At 55.6% G+C, this 21,135-nt stretch carries 18 protein-coding genes and 6 tRNA genes; 10 read left to right on the top strand and 14 right to left on the bottom strand.

Translation table 11 applies throughout. The annotated features are described in order from the left end of the window. Positions 1-77: 77 nt before the first annotated feature. The 4 genes from J2X14_RS19835 to J2X14_RS19820 all read right to left on the bottom strand — a co-directional run bounded on the left by J2X14_RS19835 (position 78) and on the right by J2X14_RS19820 (position 450). Positions 78-153: transfer RNA gene (locus J2X14_RS19835), tRNA-Lys, on the bottom strand. A 2-nt stretch (positions 154-155) separates the two neighbouring features. Continuing rightward, positions 156-231: transfer RNA gene (locus J2X14_RS19830), tRNA-Val, on the bottom strand. 26 nt (positions 232-257) lie between these two features. Then, a tRNA-Val gene (locus J2X14_RS19825) sits at positions 258-333 on the bottom strand. Positions 334-374: 41 nt separating this feature from the next. Then, positions 375-450 (bottom strand) — tRNA-Val (locus J2X14_RS19820). 271 nt (positions 451-721) lie between these two features. On the opposite strand from J2X14_RS19820, the gene gltX reads away from it, so the two are divergent. Continuing rightward, positions 722-2,137 carry a glutamate--tRNA ligase gene (gene gltX, locus J2X14_RS19815; protein WP_352412864.1) on the top strand — a complete coding sequence of 472 codons (1,416 nt, stop codon included), beginning with the start codon at positions 722-724 and terminating at the stop codon, positions 2,135-2,137. A 50-nt stretch (positions 2,138-2,187) separates the two neighbouring features. Here the strand turns inward: gltX and J2X14_RS19810 are convergent, their stop codons facing one another. Together J2X14_RS19810 and J2X14_RS19805 are read right to left on the bottom strand one after the other, a co-directional pair. After that, a complete protein-coding gene (locus J2X14_RS19810) occupies positions 2,188-2,541 on the bottom strand; it encodes a YfeC-like transcriptional regulator (RefSeq protein ID WP_352412863.1) in 354 nt (117 codons plus the stop codon). A gap of 126 nt (positions 2,542-2,667) precedes the next feature. Next, the gene (locus J2X14_RS19805; RefSeq protein WP_352412862.1) at positions 2,668-3,456 is read right to left on the bottom strand and encodes a formate/nitrite transporter family protein; all 789 of its coding nucleotides are present in this window, start codon (positions 3,454-3,456) and stop codon (positions 2,668-2,670) included. A gap of 418 nt (positions 3,457-3,874) precedes the next feature. Here J2X14_RS19805 and J2X14_RS19800 point away from each other — a divergent pair. Both J2X14_RS19800 and J2X14_RS19795 read left to right on the top strand, forming a co-directional pair. Further along, a tRNA-Ala gene (locus J2X14_RS19800) sits at positions 3,875-3,950 on the top strand. A 42-nt stretch (positions 3,951-3,992) separates the two neighbouring features. Next, a tRNA-Ala gene (locus J2X14_RS19795) sits at positions 3,993-4,068 on the top strand. A gap of 190 nt (positions 4,069-4,258) precedes the next feature. Here J2X14_RS19795 and J2X14_RS19790 read toward each other — a convergent pair. Then, entirely contained in the window at positions 4,259-5,446 is a 1,188-nt protein-coding gene (locus tag J2X14_RS19790) for a NupC/NupG family nucleoside CNT transporter (protein ID WP_352412861.1), read from the bottom strand. A gap of 360 nt (positions 5,447-5,806) precedes the next feature. Between J2X14_RS19790 and J2X14_RS19785 the strand changes: the two genes are divergently transcribed. Continuing rightward, entirely contained in the window at positions 5,807-7,051 is a 1,245-nt protein-coding gene (locus J2X14_RS19785) for an Nramp family divalent metal transporter (protein ID WP_352412860.1), read from the top strand. Positions 7,052-7,140: 89 nt separating this feature from the next. Here J2X14_RS19785 and J2X14_RS19780 read toward each other — a convergent pair whose 3' ends face one another. Then, entirely contained in the window at positions 7,141-7,566 is a 426-nt protein-coding gene (locus J2X14_RS19780) for a DUF2502 domain-containing protein (protein ID WP_352412859.1), read from the bottom strand. Positions 7,567-7,712: 146 nt separating this feature from the next. Further along, positions 7,713-8,702, bottom strand: coding sequence for an L-glyceraldehyde 3-phosphate reductase (mgrA, locus tag J2X14_RS19775; protein WP_352412858.1), 990 nt, complete (start codon positions 8,700-8,702; stop codon positions 7,713-7,715). Positions 8,703-8,915: 213 nt separating this feature from the next. Between mgrA and J2X14_RS19770 the strand changes: the two genes are divergently transcribed. Next, the gene (locus tag J2X14_RS19770) at positions 8,916-10,571 is read left to right on the top strand and encodes an alpha-keto acid decarboxylase family protein (protein ID WP_352412857.1); all 1,656 of its coding nucleotides are present in this window, start codon (positions 8,916-8,918) and stop codon (positions 10,569-10,571) included. A 149-nt stretch (positions 10,572-10,720) separates the two neighbouring features. Then, entirely contained in the window at positions 10,721-11,686 is a 966-nt protein-coding gene (gene glk / locus J2X14_RS19765; RefSeq protein ID WP_352412856.1) for a glucokinase, read from the top strand. Positions 11,687-11,744: 58 nt separating this feature from the next. Here the strand turns inward: glk and J2X14_RS19760 are convergent, their stop codons facing one another. Together J2X14_RS19760 and J2X14_RS19755 are read right to left on the bottom strand one after the other, a co-directional pair. After that, complete coding sequence (locus J2X14_RS19760) at positions 11,745-12,476, bottom strand: LytR/AlgR family response regulator transcription factor (protein WP_352412855.1); 732 nt, start codon at positions 12,474-12,476, stop codon at positions 11,745-11,747. A 13-nt stretch (positions 12,477-12,489) separates the two neighbouring features. Then, a complete protein-coding gene (locus J2X14_RS19755; protein WP_352412868.1) occupies positions 12,490-14,172 on the bottom strand; it encodes a LytS/YhcK type 5TM receptor domain-containing protein in 1,683 nt (560 codons plus the stop codon). Between the two features lie 232 nt (positions 14,173-14,404). On the opposite strand from J2X14_RS19755, the gene alaC reads away from it, so the two are divergent. Beyond that, positions 14,405-15,670, top strand: coding sequence for an alanine transaminase (gene alaC, locus J2X14_RS19750; RefSeq protein WP_352412854.1), 1,266 nt, complete (start codon positions 14,405-14,407; stop codon positions 15,668-15,670). Between the two features lie 44 nt (positions 15,671-15,714). On the opposite strand, the gene ypdK is transcribed toward alaC, so the two are convergent. The 3 genes from ypdK to J2X14_RS19735 all read right to left on the bottom strand — a co-directional run bounded on the left by ypdK (position 15,715) and on the right by J2X14_RS19735 (position 18,632). Continuing rightward, a complete protein-coding gene (ypdK, locus tag J2X14_RS19745; protein WP_103061073.1) occupies positions 15,715-15,786 on the bottom strand; it encodes a membrane protein YpdK in 72 nt (23 codons plus the stop codon). A 207-nt stretch (positions 15,787-15,993) separates the two neighbouring features. After that, entirely contained in the window at positions 15,994-17,022 is a 1,029-nt protein-coding gene (locus J2X14_RS19740; RefSeq protein ID WP_352412853.1) for an HlyD family secretion protein, read from the bottom strand. Positions 17,023-17,024: 2 nt separating this feature from the next. Continuing rightward, complete coding sequence (locus tag J2X14_RS19735) at positions 17,025-18,632, bottom strand: MFS transporter (protein WP_352412852.1); 1,608 nt, start codon at positions 18,630-18,632, stop codon at positions 17,025-17,027. Between the two features lie 169 nt (positions 18,633-18,801). On the opposite strand from J2X14_RS19735, the gene J2X14_RS19730 reads away from it, so the two are divergent. The 3 genes from J2X14_RS19730 to J2X14_RS19720 are packed head-to-tail and all read left to right on the top strand — an operon-like array spanning position 18,802 to position 20,884. Continuing rightward, entirely contained in the window at positions 18,802-19,584 is a 783-nt protein-coding gene (locus J2X14_RS19730; RefSeq protein WP_352412851.1) for an IclR family transcriptional regulator, read from the top strand. A gap of 12 nt (positions 19,585-19,596) precedes the next feature. Beyond that, on the top strand, positions 19,597-20,049 hold the full coding sequence (locus tag J2X14_RS19725; protein WP_352412850.1) for a universal stress protein: 453 nt from the start codon (positions 19,597-19,599) through the stop codon (positions 20,047-20,049). A 22-nt stretch (positions 20,050-20,071) separates the two neighbouring features. Continuing rightward, positions 20,072-20,884: a hypothetical protein gene (locus J2X14_RS19720; RefSeq protein WP_352412849.1), complete on the top strand. Its 813-nt coding sequence runs from the start codon at positions 20,072-20,074 to the stop codon at positions 20,882-20,884. Positions 20,885-21,135 lie beyond the last annotated feature (251 nt).

The raw sequence follows: 21,135 nt of genomic DNA, 5'->3' as shown, positions 1-21,135 counted from the left end.
CGGCCCGAACCTGCTGCAGGTTCGCTTCCTGCCGATTACGCATAGCAAAAAGGCGCCTTTAGGGCGCCTTTCTACATTGGTGGGTCGTGCAGGATTCGAACCTGCGACCAATTGATTAAAAGTCAACTGCTCTACCAACTGAGCTAACGACCCGATGGTGGGTGATGACGGGTTCGAACCGCCGACCCCCTCCTTGTAAGGGAGGTGCTCTACCAACTGAGCTAATCACCCATTTCGGTGCGACAAAGTATAAAAGATGGTGGGTGATGACGGGTTCGAACCGCCGACCCCCTCCTTGTAAGGGAGGTGCTCTACCAACTGAGCTAATCACCCATCTTTTATCATCTGTCTTACACTGCGGGCCATCTTAGAGATGGTGGGTGATGACGGGTTCGAACCGCCGACCCCCTCCTTGTAAGGGAGGTGCTCTACCAACTGAGCTAATCACCCCCGCTGTGTGGAGTCGCATTATAGGGAGTGTTCGCAACGAGTCAACGCTTTTTAAAACGAAAATGTTTGTTCGTATTAAAATTAGGCAGCGTGTCGCGCTTTTAACCGAAACCAGGCGGGGTATGCATGAAAATTCAGCAGCATGCCGCATCAACGCCGGGTTTGCCGTTGAGGAATCAGGGGCAGGTGATAGAATATGCGCACTGAAACAATGCATGAAAATCATCTTTTCTGTCATTCCGCAGAAAATCTGCGCACTAAGGCAAGCTCAATGAAAATCAAAACCCGTTTCGCGCCCAGCCCAACCGGCTATTTACACGTTGGCGGCGCACGTACCGCGCTCTATTCCTGGCTGTTTGCTCGTAATCAAGGCGGTGAATTTGTCCTGCGCATTGAAGATACCGATCTGGAGCGCTCCACGCAGCAGGCTATCGACGCCATTATGGATGGCATGAACTGGCTGAATCTGGACTGGGATGAAGGCCCTTATTATCAGACCAAACGCTTCGATCGCTATAACGCCGTGATCGACGAAATGCTGGAAGCGGGTACCGCCTATAAATGCTATTGCTCTAAAGAGCGTCTGGAGCAGCTGCGCGAAACACAAATGGCGAACGGCGAAAAGCCGCGTTACGACGGACGCTGCCGTGACAGCCATGAGCATCATGCTGATAACGAACCGCATGTGGTGCGCTTCCGTAACCCGCAGCAAGGTTCGGTGGTATTTGACGATCAGATTCGTGGTCCCATCGAGTTCAGCAACCAGGAACTGGACGATCTGATTATTCGCCGCACCGACGGCTCGCCCACTTACAACTTCTGTGTGGTGATTGATGACTGGGATATGGGCATCACCCACGTTATCCGTGGCGAAGACCATATCAACAACACGCCGCGTCAGATTAATATCCTGCAGGCGATCGGCGCGCAGGTGCCGGTTTACGCGCATGTCTCCATGATCCTTGGCGACGACGGGAAAAAGCTCTCCAAGCGTCACGGCGCGGTGGGCGTAATGCAGTATCGCGACGACGGCTATCTGCCGGAAGCGCTGCTCAACTATCTGGTGCGTCTGGGCTGGTCCCACGGCGATCAGGAAATTTTCTCAATTGATGAGATGAAGCAGCTGTTCTCGCTGGATGCGGTCAGCAAATCCGCCAGCGCGTTCAACACTGAAAAACTGCAGTGGCTGAATCATCACTATATTAATAGCCTGCCGCCGGAGTATGTGGCTACGCATCTGCAGTGGCACATTGAACAGGCGCAGATCGATACCCGTACCGGGCCGGAACTGGCACAGCTGGTACAGCTGCTGGGCGAGCGTTGTAAGACGCTGAAAGAAATTGCCGCCAGCTGTCGCTATTTCTATGAAGAGTTCGACGCCTTTGATGCGGATGCGGCGAAAAAGCACCTGCGTCCGGTTGCGCGTCAGCCGCTGGAAGTGGTTCGCGATAAGCTGGCAGCAGTAAGCGACTGGACGGCAGAAAACGTTCACCACGCGATTCAGGCCGCGGCGGACGAGCTGGAAGTGGGTATGGGCAAAGTCGGTATGCCGCTGCGCGTTGCGGTAACTGGCGCAGGGCAGTCACCGGCGCTGGACGTAACGGTGCAGGCGATTGGTCGCTCGCGTGCCGTGGCGCGTATTGAAAAAGCGCTGGCCTTTATCAGCGAGCGGGAAGCGCAAGGCTAACGCTCTGTTATAGCCATAAAAAAACCGGAAGCATGCTTCCGGTTTTCTTTTTACTTACTGTCAATCCCCAGCCGCTTAAGCAGCCCCTGAACGCCTTCACGTAGCAGAAGGTTCTGCAGATTTTGCTGTTCTTGCGGCGTCATCTGCTGAACGAACGAGGTCAGCAGCCCGGGCAGCGTATTGGCGCTGGTGTAATAGTTCCCGGCCGGTTCCGCAGCATGGCGCGTCTCATGCAAAAAGGCGGATACCCTTTCATCGATTTTTACCACGCGCGCTTTGCCACCCTGTACACCGGGCTTGGGCTTTGTTGTCCAGTGCTCGCGCTTAATCCATTTATTAATCGTCTGACGCGTATAGCCTGTGCGTTTAGCAAGCTCGTCCGGCGTTAACCATTCCTCTTTCACGTTTTCATCCCTGTAAACTTAAGCAAACAGGCAAATATATTACATGAAAACGTCACGTGATTAACTAACCAGGATCACTAACAGAAAAGGTGAAGCCCTCTGCCCGCAGGCAAAGGGCTGGTTGAATCAGCGCGTAGTGGCGGCGCTTTCTACTGCAGGACGGTAGGCCAGGAAGTAGGCGAGGGCAACGAAAACCGCACCGCCAACGCCGTTGCCAAGGAAAACGGCAATAAAGTTCGGCAGGTATTCAGCCCAGGTAATCTGACCGGCAAAGATCGCTGCCGGTACGATAAACATGTTGGCGACAACGTGCTGAAAGCCGATAGCAACAAACGCCATGACCGGGAACCAGGCACCGAAAATCTTACCGACCATATCTTTACTGGCGAAGGCCAGCCAGACGGCAAGGCAGACCAGCCAGTTACAGCCGATGCCGGAAATAAAGGCGTGCATAAAATCTGCATTAACTTTTGCCGAAGCAATGGCCACGGTTTTATTCAGATAATCGCCTTCGGTCATACCAAGCAGGTGACCAAAAAACCATGCCACGGCGATGCTGCCGATAAAGTTAGCAATCGTGGCCCAAAACCAGTTACGCAGCACGCTGAAGCCGCTGATCTGACGTGCGAACCAGGCGATAGGCAGTGTCATCATATTGCCGGTCAGCAGTTCGCCACCGGCCAGAATGGTCAGGATCAGACCTACCGGGAATACGGCTGCGCCAAGAAAGCCGCCAAAAGAACCCCAGTCTGCGGGCAGTTTATTAATCACATGTAAATCCAGCAGAAAACCGACCGCAATAAATGCGCCCGCCATAAAGCCAAGAATTAACAAGGAAGTAATAGAGAGACGACTTTTCGCCACGCCAGACTGAATAGCAATGGCGGCGATTTCTTTAGGTGAATACAAGGACATAATGGCTCTGGTGTTAGTCAAAGTGTAATAATGGTTTTCGCTTCTCGGCGACAGCAGGAAGCCATCCGCGCGGATTCGATCAACCGATAGATTAATTAGCGTGCGAAGTTTTGCATAGCAAATTAACAATAACAAGCATCATTTTATAAATGCATTAACGCAAAATTAACAACGAAGCGCTCTCCGCCAGTGGCGGCCAGTAATATATCTTTCCCCAACCCCAACCTGCGCGATTGAAGGCAGTTCAACCACTGTTTTAAGGAGGATTATCTGGTTACTGGCCAGCAAAGCGCGGATGCGGTTAAATGTTGTTTGACGTCTTTTTCAGCGATCAAACACAGATTTTGAATTTGCCGTTGACACCCTGGAGGCGGTTTCATATTATGCGCTCCGTCAACACGACACGATTATCCGGTATGGGGCTATAGCTCAGCTGGGAGAGCGCTTGCATGGCATGCAAGAGGTCAGCGGTTCGATCCCGCTTAGCTCCACCAAATCTTATCCCAACAGGTTTGGACAGGGTAATCATCTGATGTGGGGGTATAGCTCAGCTGGGAGAGCGCTTGCATGGCATGCAAGAGGTCAGCGGTTCGATCCCGCTTATCTCCACCAATCTCTTTTCTGTTTCTCTCTCTCTTTGTTATTATTATTTGCTTATCTGCTTATCTGCTTATCTGCTTATCTGCTTATCTGCCTATCTGCTTATCTGCTTAATGCAAATGCATCTGCCGCCAGCGGTTATATGCCGTCACGCGCGCATAAAAAAACCGGGCCAGGCCCGGTTTTTTCAATGCTGATGCGATCAGGAAAGCACCAGACCGGCGATCGAGGCAGAAAGCACGCTGACCAGCGTTGAACCATACAGCAGCTTCAGGCCAAAGCGGGAAACCACGTTGCCCTGTTCTTCATGCAAACCTTTAATCGCACCGGCCACGATACCGATAGAAGAGAAGTTAGCAAAAGAGACCAGGAACACCGACAGGATGCCTTCACCGCGCGGCGAAAGCTGCCCGGCGATTTTCTGCAGATCCATCATGGCGACAAACTCATTGGAAACCAGCTTGGTTGCCATAATGCTGCCCACCTGCAACGCTTCGCTGGCCGGAACGCCCATCACCCAGGCAAACGGGAAGAAGACGTAGCCCAGCACGCCCTGGAAGCTGATGCCGAAAATGGCGTCAAACAGCGCGTTAATCGCGGAAATAATCGCAATAAAGCCGATCAGCATCGCCGCAACGATAATCGCCACGCGGAAACCGGCAAGGATATATTCGCCCAGCATCTCAAAGAAGCTCTGCCCTTTATGCAGATCGTTCAGCTGCAAATCTTCTTCGCTGTCGACGCGGTAAGGGTTAATCAATGAGAGCACGATAAAGGTACTGAACATATTCAGCACCAGCGCCGCGACCACATATTGCGGCTGCAGCATCGTCATATAGGCACCCACGATCGACATGGAAACGGTAGACATTGCGGTAGCGGCCATGGTGTACATGCGGCGCTGCGACATCTGACCCAGGATATCCTTATAGGCGATAAAGTTTTCTGACTGTCCCAAAATCAGTGAGCTGACCGCGTTAAAGGATTCCAGCTTGCCCATGCCGTTAACTTTTGACAGCACCGTACCGATCGCGCGAATCACGATCGGCAGAATACGGAAGTGCTGCAGGATACCAATCAGGGCGGAGATAAAAACAATAGGGCAGAGAACATTCAGGAAGAAGAACGCCAGACCTTTCTCACTCATACCGCCGAATACGAAGTTGGTCCCTTCAGCAGCGTATTTCAGCAGGTAGTCAAACAGGCCGGCAAAGCCTTTTACGAATCCCAGGCCAGCTTGTGAATTGAGGAAGAACCAGGCAAGCAGAACCTCAATCACCAATAGCTGTACGATAAAACGGACGCGGATATTTTTACGATCGCGGCTTACCAGCAATGCCAGTAACGCAACCACCACCAGCGCCAGAACAAAATGCAAAATGCGGGACATGTATGCTCCAAATTTGAGGCAGATTATATTTCGCTGCGTATTCTATGTAACGCCGGGCGTAAAAACGAGATCAAGTCCACAATATAACAATTGCCTATAGCAGGCTGCGTCAGAAAACGCACCCCGATCACAACTGTAACACTGAACAAAAAAAACACATGCGCATTGTTAACATTTTTGCGATGGCCTACAGTTAGTGGGTTGATGCGTTGTAAACAGTCAGTTATTGTAAATAATAATATAGCATTTGCTATACTTTATAGCGCGAGCTATCACAGCGATAATGATAATCACATTTTACCTTGGCTTACGTTCCTTTACGCTGTAAGGGCGACACCACTTTTAGACAGGATAATGACTATGTTAGAAAGCCGCACCGCGGAACGCGCAGCACGCGGAGCCCGTAAGATAAAGCTGGCGCTGCTTGGGCCGGCCTTTATTGCGGCGATTGGTTATATCGATCCGGGTAACTTCGCGACCAATATTCAGGCAGGTGCCTCCTACGGCTATAAGCTGCTGTGGGTAGTGGTATGGGCCAATATTATGGCCATGATCATTCAGCTGATGTCTGCCAAGCTGGGCATCGCCACCGGCAAAAACCTTGCGGAACATATTCGCGATCGCTTTCCGCGCCCGGCGGTATGGTTTTACTGGGTTCAGGCGGAGATCATCGCCATGGCGACCGATCTGGCGGAATTTATCGGCGCCGCGCTTGGTTTTAAAATGCTGCTGGGCATCTCGCTGTTAGAGGGCGCAGTGCTGACCGGCATCGCGACCTTTTTAATTCTGATGCTGCAAAGCCGTGGCCAAAAGCCGCTGGAGCTGGTCATCGGCGGGCTGCTGCTGTTTGTTGCCGCCGCCTATATCGTTGAGCTGTTTTTCTCTCAGCCGCAGATGAGCGAGCTGGCGCTGGGCATGGCGGTGCCTTCACTGCCGACGGCTGACGCGGTATTCCTGGCCGCAGGCGTACTGGGCGCAACGATTATGCCGCACGTGATCTATCTGCACTCTTCGTTGACGCAAAACGGCGGACGCGGCAACTCGCGTAGCGAGCGTTACTCGTCCACCAAGCTGGATGTAGCGATCGCCATGACCATTGCCGGTTTTGTTAACCTGGCGATGATGGCGACGGCGGCGGCGGCCTTCCACTTTAACGGTAATACCGGCGTGGCGGATCTCGATCAGGCCTACCTGACGCTGAAGCCGTTACTGAGCGATGCCGCCGCGTTTGTCTTCGGCCTGAGCCTGGTGGCTGCGGGGCTCTCTTCCACGGTGGTGGGGACGCTGGCGGGGCAGGTCGTGATGCAGGGCTTTATTCACTTTCATATTCCGCTCTGGCTACGCCGGACAATCACCATGCTGCCTTCTTTTATTGTGATCATGGCGGGCTGGGATCCCACGCGGATTCTGGTGATGAGTCAGGTACTGCTGAGCTTTGGGATTGCGCTGGCGCTGGTTCCGCTGCTGGTGTTTACCGGCAAGCAGGAGCTGATGGGCGACATGACTAACTCACGTATTATGCAAGGCATCGGTTGGATGATTGTTGGGCTGGTGGTCGCATTGAATATTTACCTGCTGGTTGGGGAAGCGATCGGACTGGGTTAAAACAGGCGCCGTAGCAACGGCGCCTGGGGTTTCAGGCGTGGGCATCGGTTCCCGCGCTTAATCGCCTGCCGATTAACCTGCGCAGGCGATCAGTCACGATGATGCTTTTCCCACTGTCGATGTTCGCGATCCAGATGTTTTTCCCACTGCCGATGATCGCGTTCACGCTGTTTCTCCCAGCGGCGGTGATCGCGCTCACGGGCGCGTTCATGGTGTCGCCACTCCCGCTCCCGCTGCCATTCGCGGCGCTGCCATTGCTGGCGTTCCCAGTCGCGATGGCGCCGCCATTGTTCATGACGCCACCAGCGACCCTGCTGCCATTCATAGCGATTGTGCCACCAGCGCCCGTCGCGCCAGCGTCCGCCATCCCAGTATTGACCCTGACGATCGCGATCGCCCAGCTGTAGCGTCACGCCTGGCGCCAGGGTAATTGTGGCGCCATCTGCCTGTGCTGTGTGTGTAACAAAAGGGGACAAGCTTGCCAGCAAAGCGGCAAAAATAAGGGCACGTTTCATATTTCTCCTTATCAGTGCGCAAACAGCAGCACTGTGGCGGCAGCATATAAATAAAGTCTGGAGATAACATCGGCGGCGGTCTGAAAAAGTTAAGGATAATCTGAATTGGGAGTTTTCTGGCTGCGCCTGGGCAGCCAGAGAAAAGGTTAACGCAGTATGCTTTCGATTTCCTGTAGCTCTTCCGTGCTCAGGCGGCTTTGCTGCAACATCGCTACCGCGTCATCGATCTGGCTGGTTTTGCTGGCGCCGATCAGTACGCTGGTCATGGCAGGCTGGCGCAGTACCCAGGTCAGCGCCATCTGCGCCAGTTTCTGGCCGCGCCGCTGTGCGATGGCATTGAGCCGCTGTACCTTCTCCATTTTCTCCGTGGTGAGCTGCTCGGCATTCAGGAAGCGACTACCGCTGGCGGCACGGGAATCTTCCGGTACGCCGTGCAGATAGCGATCGGTCAGCACGCCGCCAGCCAGCGGTGAAAAGGCGATGCAGCCCACGCCATCACGCGCCAGCACATCCAGCAGACCCTGTTCCGGCTGACGCTCAAACAGCGAATATTTCGGCTGATGAATCAGGCATGGCGTACCTAGCTCGCGCAGAATGCTAATCGCTTCTGCCGCGCGCTCGGCGGGATAGTTAGAGATCGCGGCATACAGCGCTTTGCCCTGACGCACCACCTGATCCAGCGCCATCATGGTCTCTTCCAGCGGCGTTTCCGGGTCGGGACGATGATGATAAAAGATATCTACGTACTCCAGTCCCATGCGCTTCAGGCTCTGATCGAGGCTGGAGATCAGATACTTACGTGAACCCCAGTCGCCGTACGGCCCATCCCACATGGTATAGCCCGCTTTGGTGGAAATGATCAGCTCATCGCGCAAGGCGTGAAAATCTTCCCGCAGAACGCGGCCAAAATTCTCCTCGGCCGATCCCGGCGGCGGGCCGTAATTATTTGCCAGGTCAAAATGGGTAATGCCTGCGTCAAAAGCGTGACGCAACAGCGCCCGGCTGTTATCGACGCGTGTGCTGTCGCCAAAGTTATGCCACAGGCCCAGAGAAATGGCGGGCAGCTTAAGGCCGCTGCGGCCAGAACGGCGATATTCCATCTGCTGATAACGCTCAGCGGCGGGTTGATAGTGCATGAAGGTTCCCTGTAGAAATAAGCGGTTAAACAGGCAGCTTAGCAGTGTATACGGTTACACCAGTTGAAAGCCGCAGGGCGGATCGCAATTACAGAAAAATCCTCAGGCGTAACGCGCGCTTGCCACGTTGCGCCAGCAGATAACAATATCGTATGTCGACGCGATGGCAGAATAATCAATACTGATATGACGTGATGATGCAAGGAGTCTGCTATGTCTGGCTTAACAGTTAGTGATTATCTGCTACAGCGGCTGCATGAAATCGGAATCGATCATCTGTTTGGCGTGCCGGGAGATTTTAACCTGGCGTTTCTCGATCGGGTTATCGCCCATCCGCAGCTGGCCTGGGTAGGCTGCGCCAATGAGCTTAACGCCGCTTACGCGGCGGATGGCTACGCACGCAGCGGCCGTCCCGCCGCGCTGCTCACCACGTTCGGCGTCGGCGAACTGAGCGCCATTAACGGCATCGCAGGCAGCTACGCGGAATATCTGCCGGTGATCCATATTGTCGGCGCGCCCGCGTTAGCGCAGCAGCAGCGCGGCGAGCTGGTGCATCATTCGCTTGGCGACGGGGATTTCGCGCATTTTTTGCGTATGCAGCGTGAGGTAACCGTCGCTCAGGCCGCGTTAACCGCCGACAACGCCTGTGAAGAGATCGACCGGGTGATTAGCGAAGCGCTGACGCAGCGGCGGCCTGGCTATCTGCTGCTGCCGGTGGATGTCGCGGGTGCGCCAGCGGGCCTGCCCGACGCGCCGCTGACGCTCCAGACGCCGGCCGATCCGCAGGCGCTGCAGGCGTTTCGCCAGGCGGCGGAGCGGCTGCTTTCCGGCGCGCGCAGCGTATCGCTGCTGGCAGATTTTCTGGCCGATCGCTTTGGCGTGCAGCAACAGCTGGCGCACTGGCTGGAGGCGGTGCCGCTGCCGCATGCCACGCTTCTGATGGGAAAAGGGGTGCTGGATGAACAGCGGCGGGGTTTTGTTGGCACTTACGCCGGAGAAGGCTGCGCCGCCGAAACGCGGCGGGTAATAGAGCAGGCGGATGTTATTCTCACTATCGGCGTACGCTTCACCGATACCATCACGGTAGGCTTTACCCAGCAGATTGCGGCGGCAAAAACCATCGACGTACAGCCTTTTAGCGTAACGGTCGCCGGGCAAGTTTTTGATGCGCTGCCAATCTCCACGGTGATTGCGGTATTGCAGGAACTCTGCCTGCGCTACGTTGCCCGTTGGACGCTGGACAGATGTCAGCCCGCGCCGCTGGCGGCCAGCGATCGGCCTGGCCTGACGCAAAATGCTTTCTGGCAGGCGATGCAGGATTTCCTGCGCCCGGGCGATCTGATTGTGGCGGAGCAGGGCACGGCCGCGTTTGGCGCGGCGGCGCTGCGCCTGCCCAGCGGCGCGCAGCTGATCGTGCAGCCGCTGTGGGGATCTATCGGCTATACTTTGCCAGCGGCCTTCGGCGCCCAAACCGCGCAGCCGGAACGGCGGGTGATTCTGTTGATTGGCGATGGATCGGCGCAGTTAACGGTGCAGGAATTGAGTTCAATGATGCGCGATAATTTGAAGCCGCTGATTTTTCTGTTAAATAATGACGGCTATACCGTTGAACGCGCCATCAACGGCGCCAACCAGCGCTATAACGATATTGCGGCCTGGAACTGGACGCAGATACCGCAGGCGCTCAGCACCGCCTGTCCGGCGCAAAGCTGGCGCGTGCTGGAGACGGTGCAGCTGACGCAGGTAATGACGTTGATTGCCGATGCGCGCCGCCTTTCGTTGGTTGAGGTGGTGCTGCCGCGTCTCGATATGCCGCCGCTGCTGCAGCAGGTCTCCGCTTCGCTGCATCAGCGCAATTCAACATCATGATTTCAGAAAGATGGTGCTGTTCAGCATCGGCTTTCACGGTTAAGGTAACGGGCAATTTGGCAACGCGCTCTTTTGATGGGCGTTGTTGTTTTACCGGGGGAAATTTATAGTGTCCCGTAGTGAATTGACATAAGCGGAGCAGCAGAATAATGACTAAATACGCTTTGGTGGGTGACGTTGGCGGTACCAACGCGCGCCTGGCGCTGTGTGAAGTAGAAACCGGCCTGATTTCTCAGGTAACGACATATTCCACCTCAGAGCATCACAGCCTGGAAGAGGTGATCCGTCTGTTTCTCACCGAACAGCAGCAGGATATAAAAGATGGCTGCATCGCCATCGCCTGTCCGATTACTGAAGATTGGGTCGAAATGACCAACCATGACTGGGCGTTCTCTACCAAAGCGCTGAAAGCCAGCCTGGCCTTCGATCACCTGGAGATCATTAACGATTTTACCGCCGTCTCCATGGCGATTCCGATGTTAACGGAAAATGACGTCATCCAGTTTGGCGGCGGTTCGGCGGTAAAAGATAAGCCGATCGCCGTGTATGGCGCGGGCACCGGCCTTGGCGTGGCGCACCTGGTGCATGTCGATCGCCGCTGGGTAAGCCTGCCGGGCGAGGGCGGTCACGTTGATTTCGCGCCCAACAGCGTTGAGGAAGATCTCATTCTGCGCGTGCTGCGTGAAGAGCTGGGCCATGTCTCCGCCGAGCGCGTACTGTCAGGCGCCGGTCTGGTTAACCTTTATCGCGCCATTGTGAAATCTGACAAGCGTGAGCCGGAAAATCTGAAGCCGAAAGATGTTTCTGAACGCGCGTTGGCCGATAGCTGTATCGACTGCCGCCGTGCGCTGTCGCTGTTTTGCGTGATTATGGGCCGTTTCGGCGGTAACCTGGCGCTGACGCTGGGCACCTTTGGCGGCGTTTATATCGCCGGTGGGATCGTACCGCGCTTCCTTGATTTCTTTACCGCTTCCGGTTTCCGCGCCGCGTTTGAAGACAAAGGCCGCTTCCGCGATTACGTGCATAATATTCCGGTTTACATGATCAGGCACAATCAGCCAGGGCTGCTGGGCGCGGGTGCGCATCTGCGCCAGACGCTGGGACGCGTGCTGTAATCCTGCCACCGTTTTAGCCTGCGCGTACGCAGGCTAAAACGGTTAGCGCTGGCTCGCCTTACAGGCGCATCAGCTGGCGAAACGCTTTGACTTTACTGCGGCTTACCGGCACCTGAAAATCCAGATCGCGTAGCCGCAGCAGATAGGTGTTATTAAACCAGGGTTCGATTTCACGGATCTTGTTCAGATTGACGCAATAAGAGCGATGGCAGCGGAAAAACTGGCTCTCCGGCAGTCGGCTGCAAAACTCGCTCATCGCCACCGACATCACATACTCCTCACGCCGCGTATAGACAAACGTCAGTTTTTCATGCGCTTCCAGATAATAGATCTCATTGATATCCGTTACGATAATCCGCTCGTCCCGCATCAGGTTAACGGTTTGCGCCACCGGACGCAGCGTGGAGGCATCCGGCGCGGCGGGCTGCTGTTGCCCGTGCGCTTCCAGCTTATGCAGCATGCTGACGATACGCGATTCGTGGTAGGGCTTCAGAATGTAGTCAAAGGCTTCCAGCTCAAACGCCTGTACCGCATGCTCTTTCCAGGCGGTAATAAAGACGATTTGCGGCTTATGGGCGAATTTGCTGATGTTTTGCGCCAGCAGCACGCCATCCAGCGACGGAATATTAATATCCAGAAAGATCACGTCGACGTCGTTATGTTGCAGAAACTTCAGCACGTCGAGGCCGTCATCGAAGCAGGCGACAATATCGATGCTGCTGTGCTGCTTAATCATCCAGCTCAGCTCCTGCTGCGCCAAAAACTCATCTTCCACAATGATGGCTTTCACTTGCCTCTCCTCTTCAGGCCGTCAGCGACAGCGTTTTTTCCGGCAGTTTTTCACCGTTCTTGCTGATGAAAAAGGCAATTTCGGTGCCCGGATGCAGCTGCGTAATCTGTAGCCCGCCGCCATACAGCAGCTTAACGCGATGATGCACATTCAGCAGGCCAATCTTATTGCCCGGCATTTCGTTACGCTGCACGCGGGCGATGACCTCATCGCTGATGCCGTTGCCGGTATCGCGCACCGCGATCCGCACCCGATCGCCAAGATCCTCAACCGACAGCGTCACCACCCCTTTACCGCGGCAGGGCTGGATGCCATGCACAATCGCATTTTCCACCAGCGGCTGAATCAGCAGGCTGGGCAGCACGCAGTTTAACTCTTCGTCGATGTGATAAATCATGGTCAGCTTATCGCCAAAGCGCGCCTGCTCGATGGCGATATAATCTTTCACCTGATAAAGCTCTTTTTTAATATCGATCGGCTCGTCATCGTTCAGCTCAAGGTTATAGCGTAGATAGCGCGATAGATTAATAATCAGCTGACGCGCAGTATCGGGATTAAGGCGAATCGAGGAAGAGATGGCGTTCAGCGCGTTAAACAGAAAATGCGGGTTAATTTTGCTTTGCAAGGCGCGCAGTTCCGCCTTGTTGGCCATTTCACGCAGCTGCTCGGTACGCGACACTTCCAGCTGGGTAGAGATAATCTGTGACAGGCCGACCGCCATCTCCTTCAGCGACCAGGTAATACGGTGCGCATGGCGATAATAGATTTTCAGCGTGCCGGTGACTTCCCCTTTTTCCCACAGCGGAATAACGATCATGGAGTGAATATCGCGCGTACGGTAGGCCTCATCATTGTTTTTAATAATGATTTTGCCGTAATTGATCGCCTGACGGGTGGTGGGACTCAGGCTGTCGTCGCCCTCACGATAATGCTGTTCGCCGTAGCCGACATAGGCAAGGATCTGATGCTTATTGGTCATTGCCACGGCGTCGGCGTTGATGTCGTTGCAAATAATTTCACACACCTGACGCAGCGAGTCGCTGTTAACCTGGCGGAACAGCGGCAAGGTTTTATTGGCGATATCCAGCGCCAGCTTGGCGTGACGCGCGGCAACTGCCTCTTTTTCCCCTTCCACGCTCTGCACCAGCAGCACAATCAAACCGATGCTGACCGCGCCCAAAATCATCGGAATCGAAATCTCAGAAACAATCTCAATGCCCAGCGCCGGAGGCCTGGCCCAGAGCAGAATCAGCAGCATGGTCAGTGCTTCGCACAGCATGCCGCCGAGAATGCCGAGCCGCCAGCGCTGCGCCTTCGGCACTTTCAGGTTAATCCAGCCGGAGACCACGCCAGCGATGATGCTGGTAATCAAACAGGGCACCGACGAGACGCCGTGAATATCGATTAAAAATCGATGCAGCCCGGCGATAATTCCGGTAACGATGCCCACCCACGGACCAAACAGAATGCCGCCGGACATCACGGCAATGGTGCGCACGTTCAGCAGCGAACCTTCCACATTCACCGCCGACCAGGTGCTGAACAGGGCAAACAGGGAGAAAATCGCGGTCACCGCCAGCAGCTCCTGGCGCGAGTGTTCATCTTTTTGCAGTAGCTGGCGAAAGTGGCGCGTGCGCGTCAAAAAAAACAGGCAGATCAGCATCAACGCGGCGCGGTCAAACACCGCCAGCAGCATATCGAATATAGATTGCACAGGCATCTCATGGCGTGATTAAGAGGCCACATGATAAAAAATGCGGCCACAGGGCGCTACGATCTTCGCACTTTTCCGCCCCCCGCTCGATAAAAGTTTATTTTTTCTGCGTGCTCGACAAGCGCGTGGCGGCCAGGCTATGTTGATTATTCGACCGTTTTGCGGTCAGCGTCGCTCGGACGGTCCGGGCGCTTACGTCTATTCAGAGGATGCTATGGCTGATAACAGCTCATCTCGTCGTTTCTCTCGTATTGAACGCCTTCCCCCTTACGTGTTTAACATTACCGCTGAATTGAAAATGGCGGCGCGTCGGCGCGGTGAAGATATTATCGATTTCAGCATGGGTAACCCGGACGGCGCGACGCCGCCGCATATCGTGGAAAAACTGTGCCAGGTGGCGCAGCGTGACGATACGCACGGTTACTCCACCTCACGCGGTATTCCGCGCCTGCGTCGGGCCATTTCGCGCTGGTACGCCGACCGCTACGCTGTCGACATCGATCCCGAATTAGAAGCCATTGTCACTATCGGCTCAAAAGAGGGGCTGGCGCATCTGATGCTGGCAACGCTCGATCACGGCGATACCGTGCTGGTGCCTAATCCCAGTTATCCTATCCATATTTACGGCGCGGTGATCGCGGGCGCGCAGGTGCGTTCGGTGCCGCTGGTGGCCGGGGTGGATTTTTTTAACGAGCTGGAAAGGGCGATTCGCGAGAGTTACCCCAAGCCGAAAATGATGATCCTCGGTTTTCCCTCTAATCCTACCTCTCAGTGCGTCGAGCTCGATTTTTTTGAACGAGTAATTGCGCTGGCGAAGCAGTACAACGTGCTGGTGATCCACGATCTGGCCTACGCCGACATTGTATACGATGGCTGGAAAGCGCCTTCGATTATGCAGGTGCCGGGCGCGCGCGACGTGGCGGTTGAGTTTTTCACGCTGTCGAAAAGCTACAACATGGCAGGCTGGCGCATCGGCTTTATGGTAGGCAACAAAGATCTGGTGGCGGCGCTGGCGCGCATTAAAAGCTATCACGATTACGGCACCTTTACGCCATTGCAGGTGGCGGCTATTGCCGCGCTGGAAGGGGATCAGCAGTGCGTACGCGATATCGCGCAGCAGTATAAGCGTCGCCGCGACGTGCTGGTAAAAGGGCTGCATGAGGCGGGCTGGATGGTGGATGTGCCGAAAGCGTCTATGTACGTCTGGGCAAAAATTCCCGATCGCTATGCAGAGCTGGGCTCGCTGGAGTTTGCCAAACGGCTGCTGCAGGAGGCGAAGGTATGCGTTTCGCCCGGCGTGGGCTTTGGCGACTATGGCGATACCCATGTGCGCTTTGCGTTAATCGAGAATTGCGACCGCATTCGTCAGGCGGTGCGCGGGATTAAAGCGATGTTTCGCGCCGATGGCATTCTGCCGGCGAACGGCAAAAGCAGCGAAGCAGGGGAGAGCAATCTGAAAAGCGACGTTGCGCCGGAGTAGCAATAAATCGGGCGACAGAGTATGTCGCCCCTATTTTTGCATGCTTACAGCATTAACATGAACGTGCCAACCCAGACTAACAGGAAAAAAGAGATTCCCATCAATGCATATTTCACCTGACAACTCCTCTGAGCGATTATATCAGTGGCGATCCCAAACCTGCATAACGCAAACAGAATAAGAACAAGGCATGCTTTCTTTGGCGCGACGCCGTTGTTCCGGTGAGTTCTGAATAACTCAGAACGGGATCGCGCGCTAATTTACGCGGATTCGATCACAAAATAAATAGGCATGCTCCGAGCCGTAGCCCGGCAGCCGTACCCTTATTTCACGGCAATTTCCGGTATTACCGACATGCCCACCCGCAGATGCGCCAGGTTCGGCTGATCGTTATCCAGCACGATTTTCACCGGCAGACGCTGTACCACTTTGGTGAAATTACCGGTGGCGTTATCCGCCGCAATCGCGGAAAAGGTTGCGCCGGTGGCGGGCGCGATGCTGTCAACGTGACCGCGAAAATGCTGACCAGGCAGCGCATCAACGCTGATCGCCACCGCCTGGCCGGGCTGCACATGGTCCAGCTGGGTCTCCAGATAGTTAGCGATAATATAGCTCTGCTCCAGCGGCACCAGCGCCAGCAGGCGGCTTCCGGCAGAGACATAAGCGCCCTGACGCAGTGCGCGCTGGCCTACCATCCCGCTCACCGGCGCCACAATCCGCGTATAAGAAAGATTCAGCCGCGCCTGATCCACCGCCGCCTTCGCCGCCGCAATATCGGCTTCCGCCTGTTTCTGGCTGGCGAGTAAAATAGCGGTTTCCTTTTCTGCGGCCAGCACCGCCGCGCGGTTTTGCTCAACCTGCGCAGCGGCAGAACGCATCGTGGAGCTGGCCTTCTGCTGCTCGTCGGCGGTGGCGGTGCCGCTCTGCAACAGACGACGATAGCGATCGGCATTTTGTCCGGCATAGCTTAACGTCGCCTGGCTGGCGTTAACCGCCGCTTTTTGTTGCGCAATCACCGCCTGCTGCTGCTCACGCTGGGCAACAATGCTGGCGAGCTTCGCCTCGCTTAGCTGCTGTTTCGCCTCGGCGCTCTCCAGCGCTACGCGGTAGTCGCGGTCATCCAGCGTCGCGAGCAGGTCGCCCGCTTTCACCCGCTGGTTATCGCGCACCATCACCTCGCTGATATAGCCCGAAATTTTCGGCGCAACCAGCGTGTAGTCTGCGGTGACCCAGGCGTCATCGGTGCGATAGTCGGCCCGCGTCATGCTGGACCAGATAAAAAAAGCCATTGCCAGTAAAGCAATTAACAGCGCCGCCAACAGGCCGGTGCGTTTAGCAGGAGTTAAAGACATCGTTAAGTTCCCGGTTTTGAGATAACAGGTTGTTGTAATAGCGTTTGCGGCGGCCAGACGCGTTTCGGCAGCCAGGCGGTAAGCAGAATCAGCAACAGCGCAATCGCGATCAGCAGCAGATAGCTATCGCTGATGCTTAATATCTGCGCCTGATGCCTGATCAGCGTGGAGAAGTGCGCAATATTCTCTGTGGAGCTGATACTGCCGTCCGGCAGCAGCGGTGCCGAGCTGCTGGCATCGCTGGCCGACCCGGCGCGTAACAGCCAGCTGCGGTTGGCAGCGCCGTCCAGCAAGATATGGGAGTGAAACTGTTCTCGATGGCTGATAAACCACTGCACCAGCGTACCGGCCGCGACGCTGGAAAAGCCGCGCACGGTATTAAACATCGCCGAAGCAAACGGGCCTTCCGGCGGCATCACCACCGACGTTGCGCTCATTAGCACCGGCAAAATCATCATCGGCTGACCAAAAGCCTGCATGATCTGGATCAGCCAAAAATTCTGGCGCGCCCAGTCGCTGGTGAGCTGTGTTCCCATCAGGCAGGAGCCCGCCATCAGCAGCGCGCCGCAGGAGAGCACCCAGCGGCAGTCTATCCAGCGCAAATTCAGCAGCATGGCGATAAACGGCGCAATCAGCAGTTGCGGCGCGCCAATCATCAGCGCTAACGGCGCAAACTGCGCGGTACGAAACCCTTCCACCTGCGCAAAGTAGGCCGAAGGCAGCGCGGAACCAGAAAGCGCCACCAGCAGTACGCCCGCCAGCGTCAGCAAACCGTGCGTCAGATTGGGACGCGACAGCATTTGCAGACGAAACAGCGGCAGCGGATGAAACCATTCATTAATCAGGAAGGTCACCAACAGCGCCACGCTTGCCAGCAGCATGGCGCTAATCAGCGGCGAACTCAGCCAGTCTAGGCGTTCCCCGTGATTTAACACCAAAATCAGTAGCGCAACACCGCTACAGCCGGTAAGCATGCCGAACAGATCCATCTGGCGAAAACGCTCAAAGCGCGTGGGATCCTGAGGAAGGCCCCAGCCAATCAGCAGCATGGCGATCAGCATTGCCGGAATAATCTGCCAAAAAACAAACGCCCAGCCCACGCTGTCGGTCCAGAAGGCGGCAAGGCTGGCCGCCATATTCGGGCCGAAAGTGGCGGTTAACGCATACGCGCTCAATCCGTAAAGTTTTAGCGGCGGCGGCAGAAAGCGCAGGGCGACGGTCATCAGCAGCGGCGGCAGCGCACCGCCGAAAATGCCCTGCAGCACACGCAGCGCCAGGAATAACGGATAATGCGTAATAAAAGGCAGCAGCGCCGCCGTCAGACCAAAGCCAAACGCTACGCCAAGCGCAAAGCGACGCAGCGATAGCGTAACGGCAAACCAGGGCGCAATCATCATCGCCGCGACTTCAGCCGCTTGGTAGCTGGCAATTAACCAGCTTCCCTGGTCATGGCTGATGCCCAGCGCAGCGCGAATATCGGCCAGCGCAATATCGGTGACGCGATCGTTAAGCCCGGAAGCGAGGGCGGCAATCAGCACCCCGACCAGACCCAGCGCCAGCCGCAGGGTAAAAGGGTGGGGAGCCGGTGCAGCGGCAGGCTGACCGTTCATAGCAGGTACTCCATAGCGTTTTTATTATGGTGAGGTGTATTGTGATGCGATACAGCGAGCGCGCATCTTACATGGCGATTAGATGTATTGCAATGCGGTACAGGGTGGGAAAGCGGCATAAAACGCGCTACAGTATCGGCGCCTTTCATGGAAAGAGAACAGCATGTTCATGTCTGAAAAACCGTCTTGTCGTGACGATGAGAAAACGGGCGGCATCCAGGTGATTGCTCGCGCAGCAAAAATTCTTAATGCCCTGGGCGAGCAGCCGGGCGGCATGAGCCTGGGTGAAATTGCTCAGGCGGTGGATTTACCACGTTCAACGGTGCAGCGCATTGTCGCGGCGCTGGACGCGACGCAAATGGTGCGTAGCCATGGCGCAGGCGGCGTGCGTCTGGGGCCTGCGCTGCTGCGCCTGATCTCCAGCGTACATACGGACGTCGTGGAGGTGGCCCGCCCTTCGTTACAGGCGCTAAGCGACGCCACCGGCGAAACCGTTTCGCTGGCGCGCGCCAGCGGCACGCAGCTGGCGATTGTGCATTTTATCGTTGCCGATCGGGAACTGCGCGTGGTGCCGCGCATGGGGCTGAATCTGCCTCTGTTCAGCACCTCAGGCGGACGGGCGCTGTTGGCGCTGGAGAGCGACGACGACGTGCGGGCGCTGGTGGGAGAATCCTGGGACGCCATTACCGAAAACACCATCAAAACGCTGCCGGAACTGCTGCGGCAGTTAAAAGCGATCCGCCAGACCGGCGTCTCTTTCGATCGTGGCGAGACGTTAGAAGGGATCTCGACCATGGGCGTGGCGCTGGATACGTTACTGGGGCGCTTTGCCGTTTCGCTGCTGGTTCCGGCGGCGCGTTTCCATAAGAATGAAGCACTCTATCGCGCAGAAATACTAAAGTGTAAAGAAGCGATGACGCGTGAAATTGGTAAACATCTGGCGCATGACTGAGGAATAAACCAAATGACAACCTTACTGGTGGCAATAGATAACTCGGATCACTCACGTAAAGTTATCTCTCTGGCAACGGAACAGGCACGAGCGTTAAAGGCGCAGGTACTGGTGCTGTGCTGTATCGATCCCGCTTACGCCACCTGCGGTGAACCGCTGGATATTACCGCAGGCGAAGATCCTAATGATTTTGGCGCGGCGCTGGATGAGCAAAACACGGCGGAGTTGGTGATTCGTCATGCGCTGGCTCAGCTGCTAGGCGCGGGGATCGCGGCACGCGGACGCGTGGTTGCGGGCGAATCGGCGGAAACCATTGTGGCGCAGGCCGCCGCGCTGGATGCGCAAATGATTATTATGGGACGCCGCCACCTTTCACCGTTTAACCGGCTGCTGAAAGGTTCCGTCAGCGCGGCGGTGATTGAGCGCGCCCATTGTCCGGTACTGGTGGACGTACGCGCCCAGTAGCGGCTTTGGCAGGAATAACATTTTGCAGCTTTCTCTTATTATCAGCGCGCTGTTGCTGGTGGCGCTGATCGGCGCGTTAACCGCCTTATACCGCCGCAAACAGCTCTCCAGAATCAAGGCTTTAGGGCTGACACTAGCGCTGGCGCTGCTGTTGGGCGGCTGGCTTGGCTACCGTTACCTTATTTTGCCGGAGATGCGCCTGCAGGCACGCATTGAGGCGACGCAGACGCAGCTGATGCATTTACCGGGTTATCGTCTTCTCCAGCAGCAGGAACCGGCGCTGTGGCGACAGTTAAACGAGGAATTAGCGGCGCAGCTGCGTGCCGGTGTCAACCCATCGCAGGCATTCGGGCATTTACGCCCGCTGCTGACCGATCTGCTTAATCAGCGCATTGGACGCGCCGGGGATGCGGCCATCAATAGCTATATCGCGGTGTCGTTAAAACAGATGGAAAGCCTGCGCGCCCGCGACGTGAAACTCTGCTTTCGCTTTCTTTTTCCGCAGGTTAATGGTGGCGTTAATTTAAATCAGCTGCTGCCGGAAAAGCTGATCCAGCAGGACAGCGCAGTGATTGAGCAACTGTTACAGGAAAGTACGGGAGCAGAACGGGCAGTGGATCTCCCGGCGGCCCATCAACAGCTAAACCGCGTCGTACAGCAGCTGTATCTTTCCTGGGGCGATGATTTACAGTGGCTGAATGCGCCTGCTGATGCACATGTGGATCGGCAAAAAATGTGTGATATGACCATCGACCTATACCGCGCCATCCTCGCACTTCCGGATACGCAATCGGCTAACGTTTTGCGTATGATGCTTAGCGCTAACGCCGGATAACCGACAAAAAAAAGCCCGCATCAAGCGGGCCTTAACGGTTAACTCATTGTTATTTATATATAAAACCTGGTGTGTGGCACAGACATCATGGCGTCTGAAAAGATAATCGCACTTAACGGGCAACTCCACTAAACGTTAACTTGAATCGATTCAATTGATAAAACCTTGCATGGCGCGCTGCGCTTTAAGCCGCATTCCGATTGTGCCTGCCTTGCCGCCTGTTAAGATGCCGCACCAGCATAAGGAAAAGA

Source organism: Mixta sp. BE291 (assembly GCF_031457955.1).
Lineage (GTDB): Bacteria > Pseudomonadota > Gammaproteobacteria > Enterobacterales > Enterobacteriaceae > Mixta.
Note: the sequence above shows the minus strand (reverse complement) of the source record. Positions and strands in the feature narration are given on the sequence as shown.

Coding starts and splice junctions, on each gene's coding strand:
- gltX (WP_352412864.1), top strand. CDS start 722: ATGAAAATCAAAACCCGTTTCGCGCCCAGCCCAACCGGCTATTTACAC.
- J2X14_RS19805 (WP_352412862.1), bottom strand. CDS start 3,456: ATGTCCTTGTATTCACCTAAAGAAATCGCCGCCATTGCTATTCAGTCT.
- J2X14_RS19790 (WP_352412861.1), bottom strand. CDS start 5,446: ATGTCCCGCATTTTGCATTTTGTTCTGGCGCTGGTGGTGGTTGCGTTA.
- J2X14_RS19785 (WP_352412860.1), top strand. CDS start 5,807: ATGTTAGAAAGCCGCACCGCGGAACGCGCAGCACGCGGAGCCCGTAAG.
- J2X14_RS19780 (WP_352412859.1), bottom strand. CDS start 7,566: ATGAAACGTGCCCTTATTTTTGCCGCTTTGCTGGCAAGCTTGTCCCCT.
- mgrA (WP_352412858.1), bottom strand. CDS start 8,702: ATGCACTATCAACCCGCCGCTGAGCGTTATCAGCAGATGGAATATCGC.
- J2X14_RS19770 (WP_352412857.1), top strand. CDS start 8,916: ATGTCTGGCTTAACAGTTAGTGATTATCTGCTACAGCGGCTGCATGAA.
- glk (WP_352412856.1), top strand. CDS start 10,721: ATGACTAAATACGCTTTGGTGGGTGACGTTGGCGGTACCAACGCGCGC.
- J2X14_RS19755 (WP_352412868.1), bottom strand. CDS start 14,172: ATGCTGCTGGCGGTGTTTGACCGCGCCGCGTTGATGCTGATCTGCCTG.
- alaC (WP_352412854.1), top strand. CDS start 14,405: ATGGCTGATAACAGCTCATCTCGTCGTTTCTCTCGTATTGAACGCCTT.
- J2X14_RS19740 (WP_352412853.1), bottom strand. CDS start 17,022: ATGTCTTTAACTCCTGCTAAACGCACCGGCCTGTTGGCGGCGCTGTTA.
- J2X14_RS19735 (WP_352412852.1), bottom strand. CDS start 18,632: ATGAACGGTCAGCCTGCCGCTGCACCGGCTCCCCACCCTTTTACCCTG.
- J2X14_RS19730 (WP_352412851.1), top strand. CDS start 18,802: ATGTCTGAAAAACCGTCTTGTCGTGACGATGAGAAAACGGGCGGCATC.
- J2X14_RS19725 (WP_352412850.1), top strand. CDS start 19,597: ATGACAACCTTACTGGTGGCAATAGATAACTCGGATCACTCACGTAAA.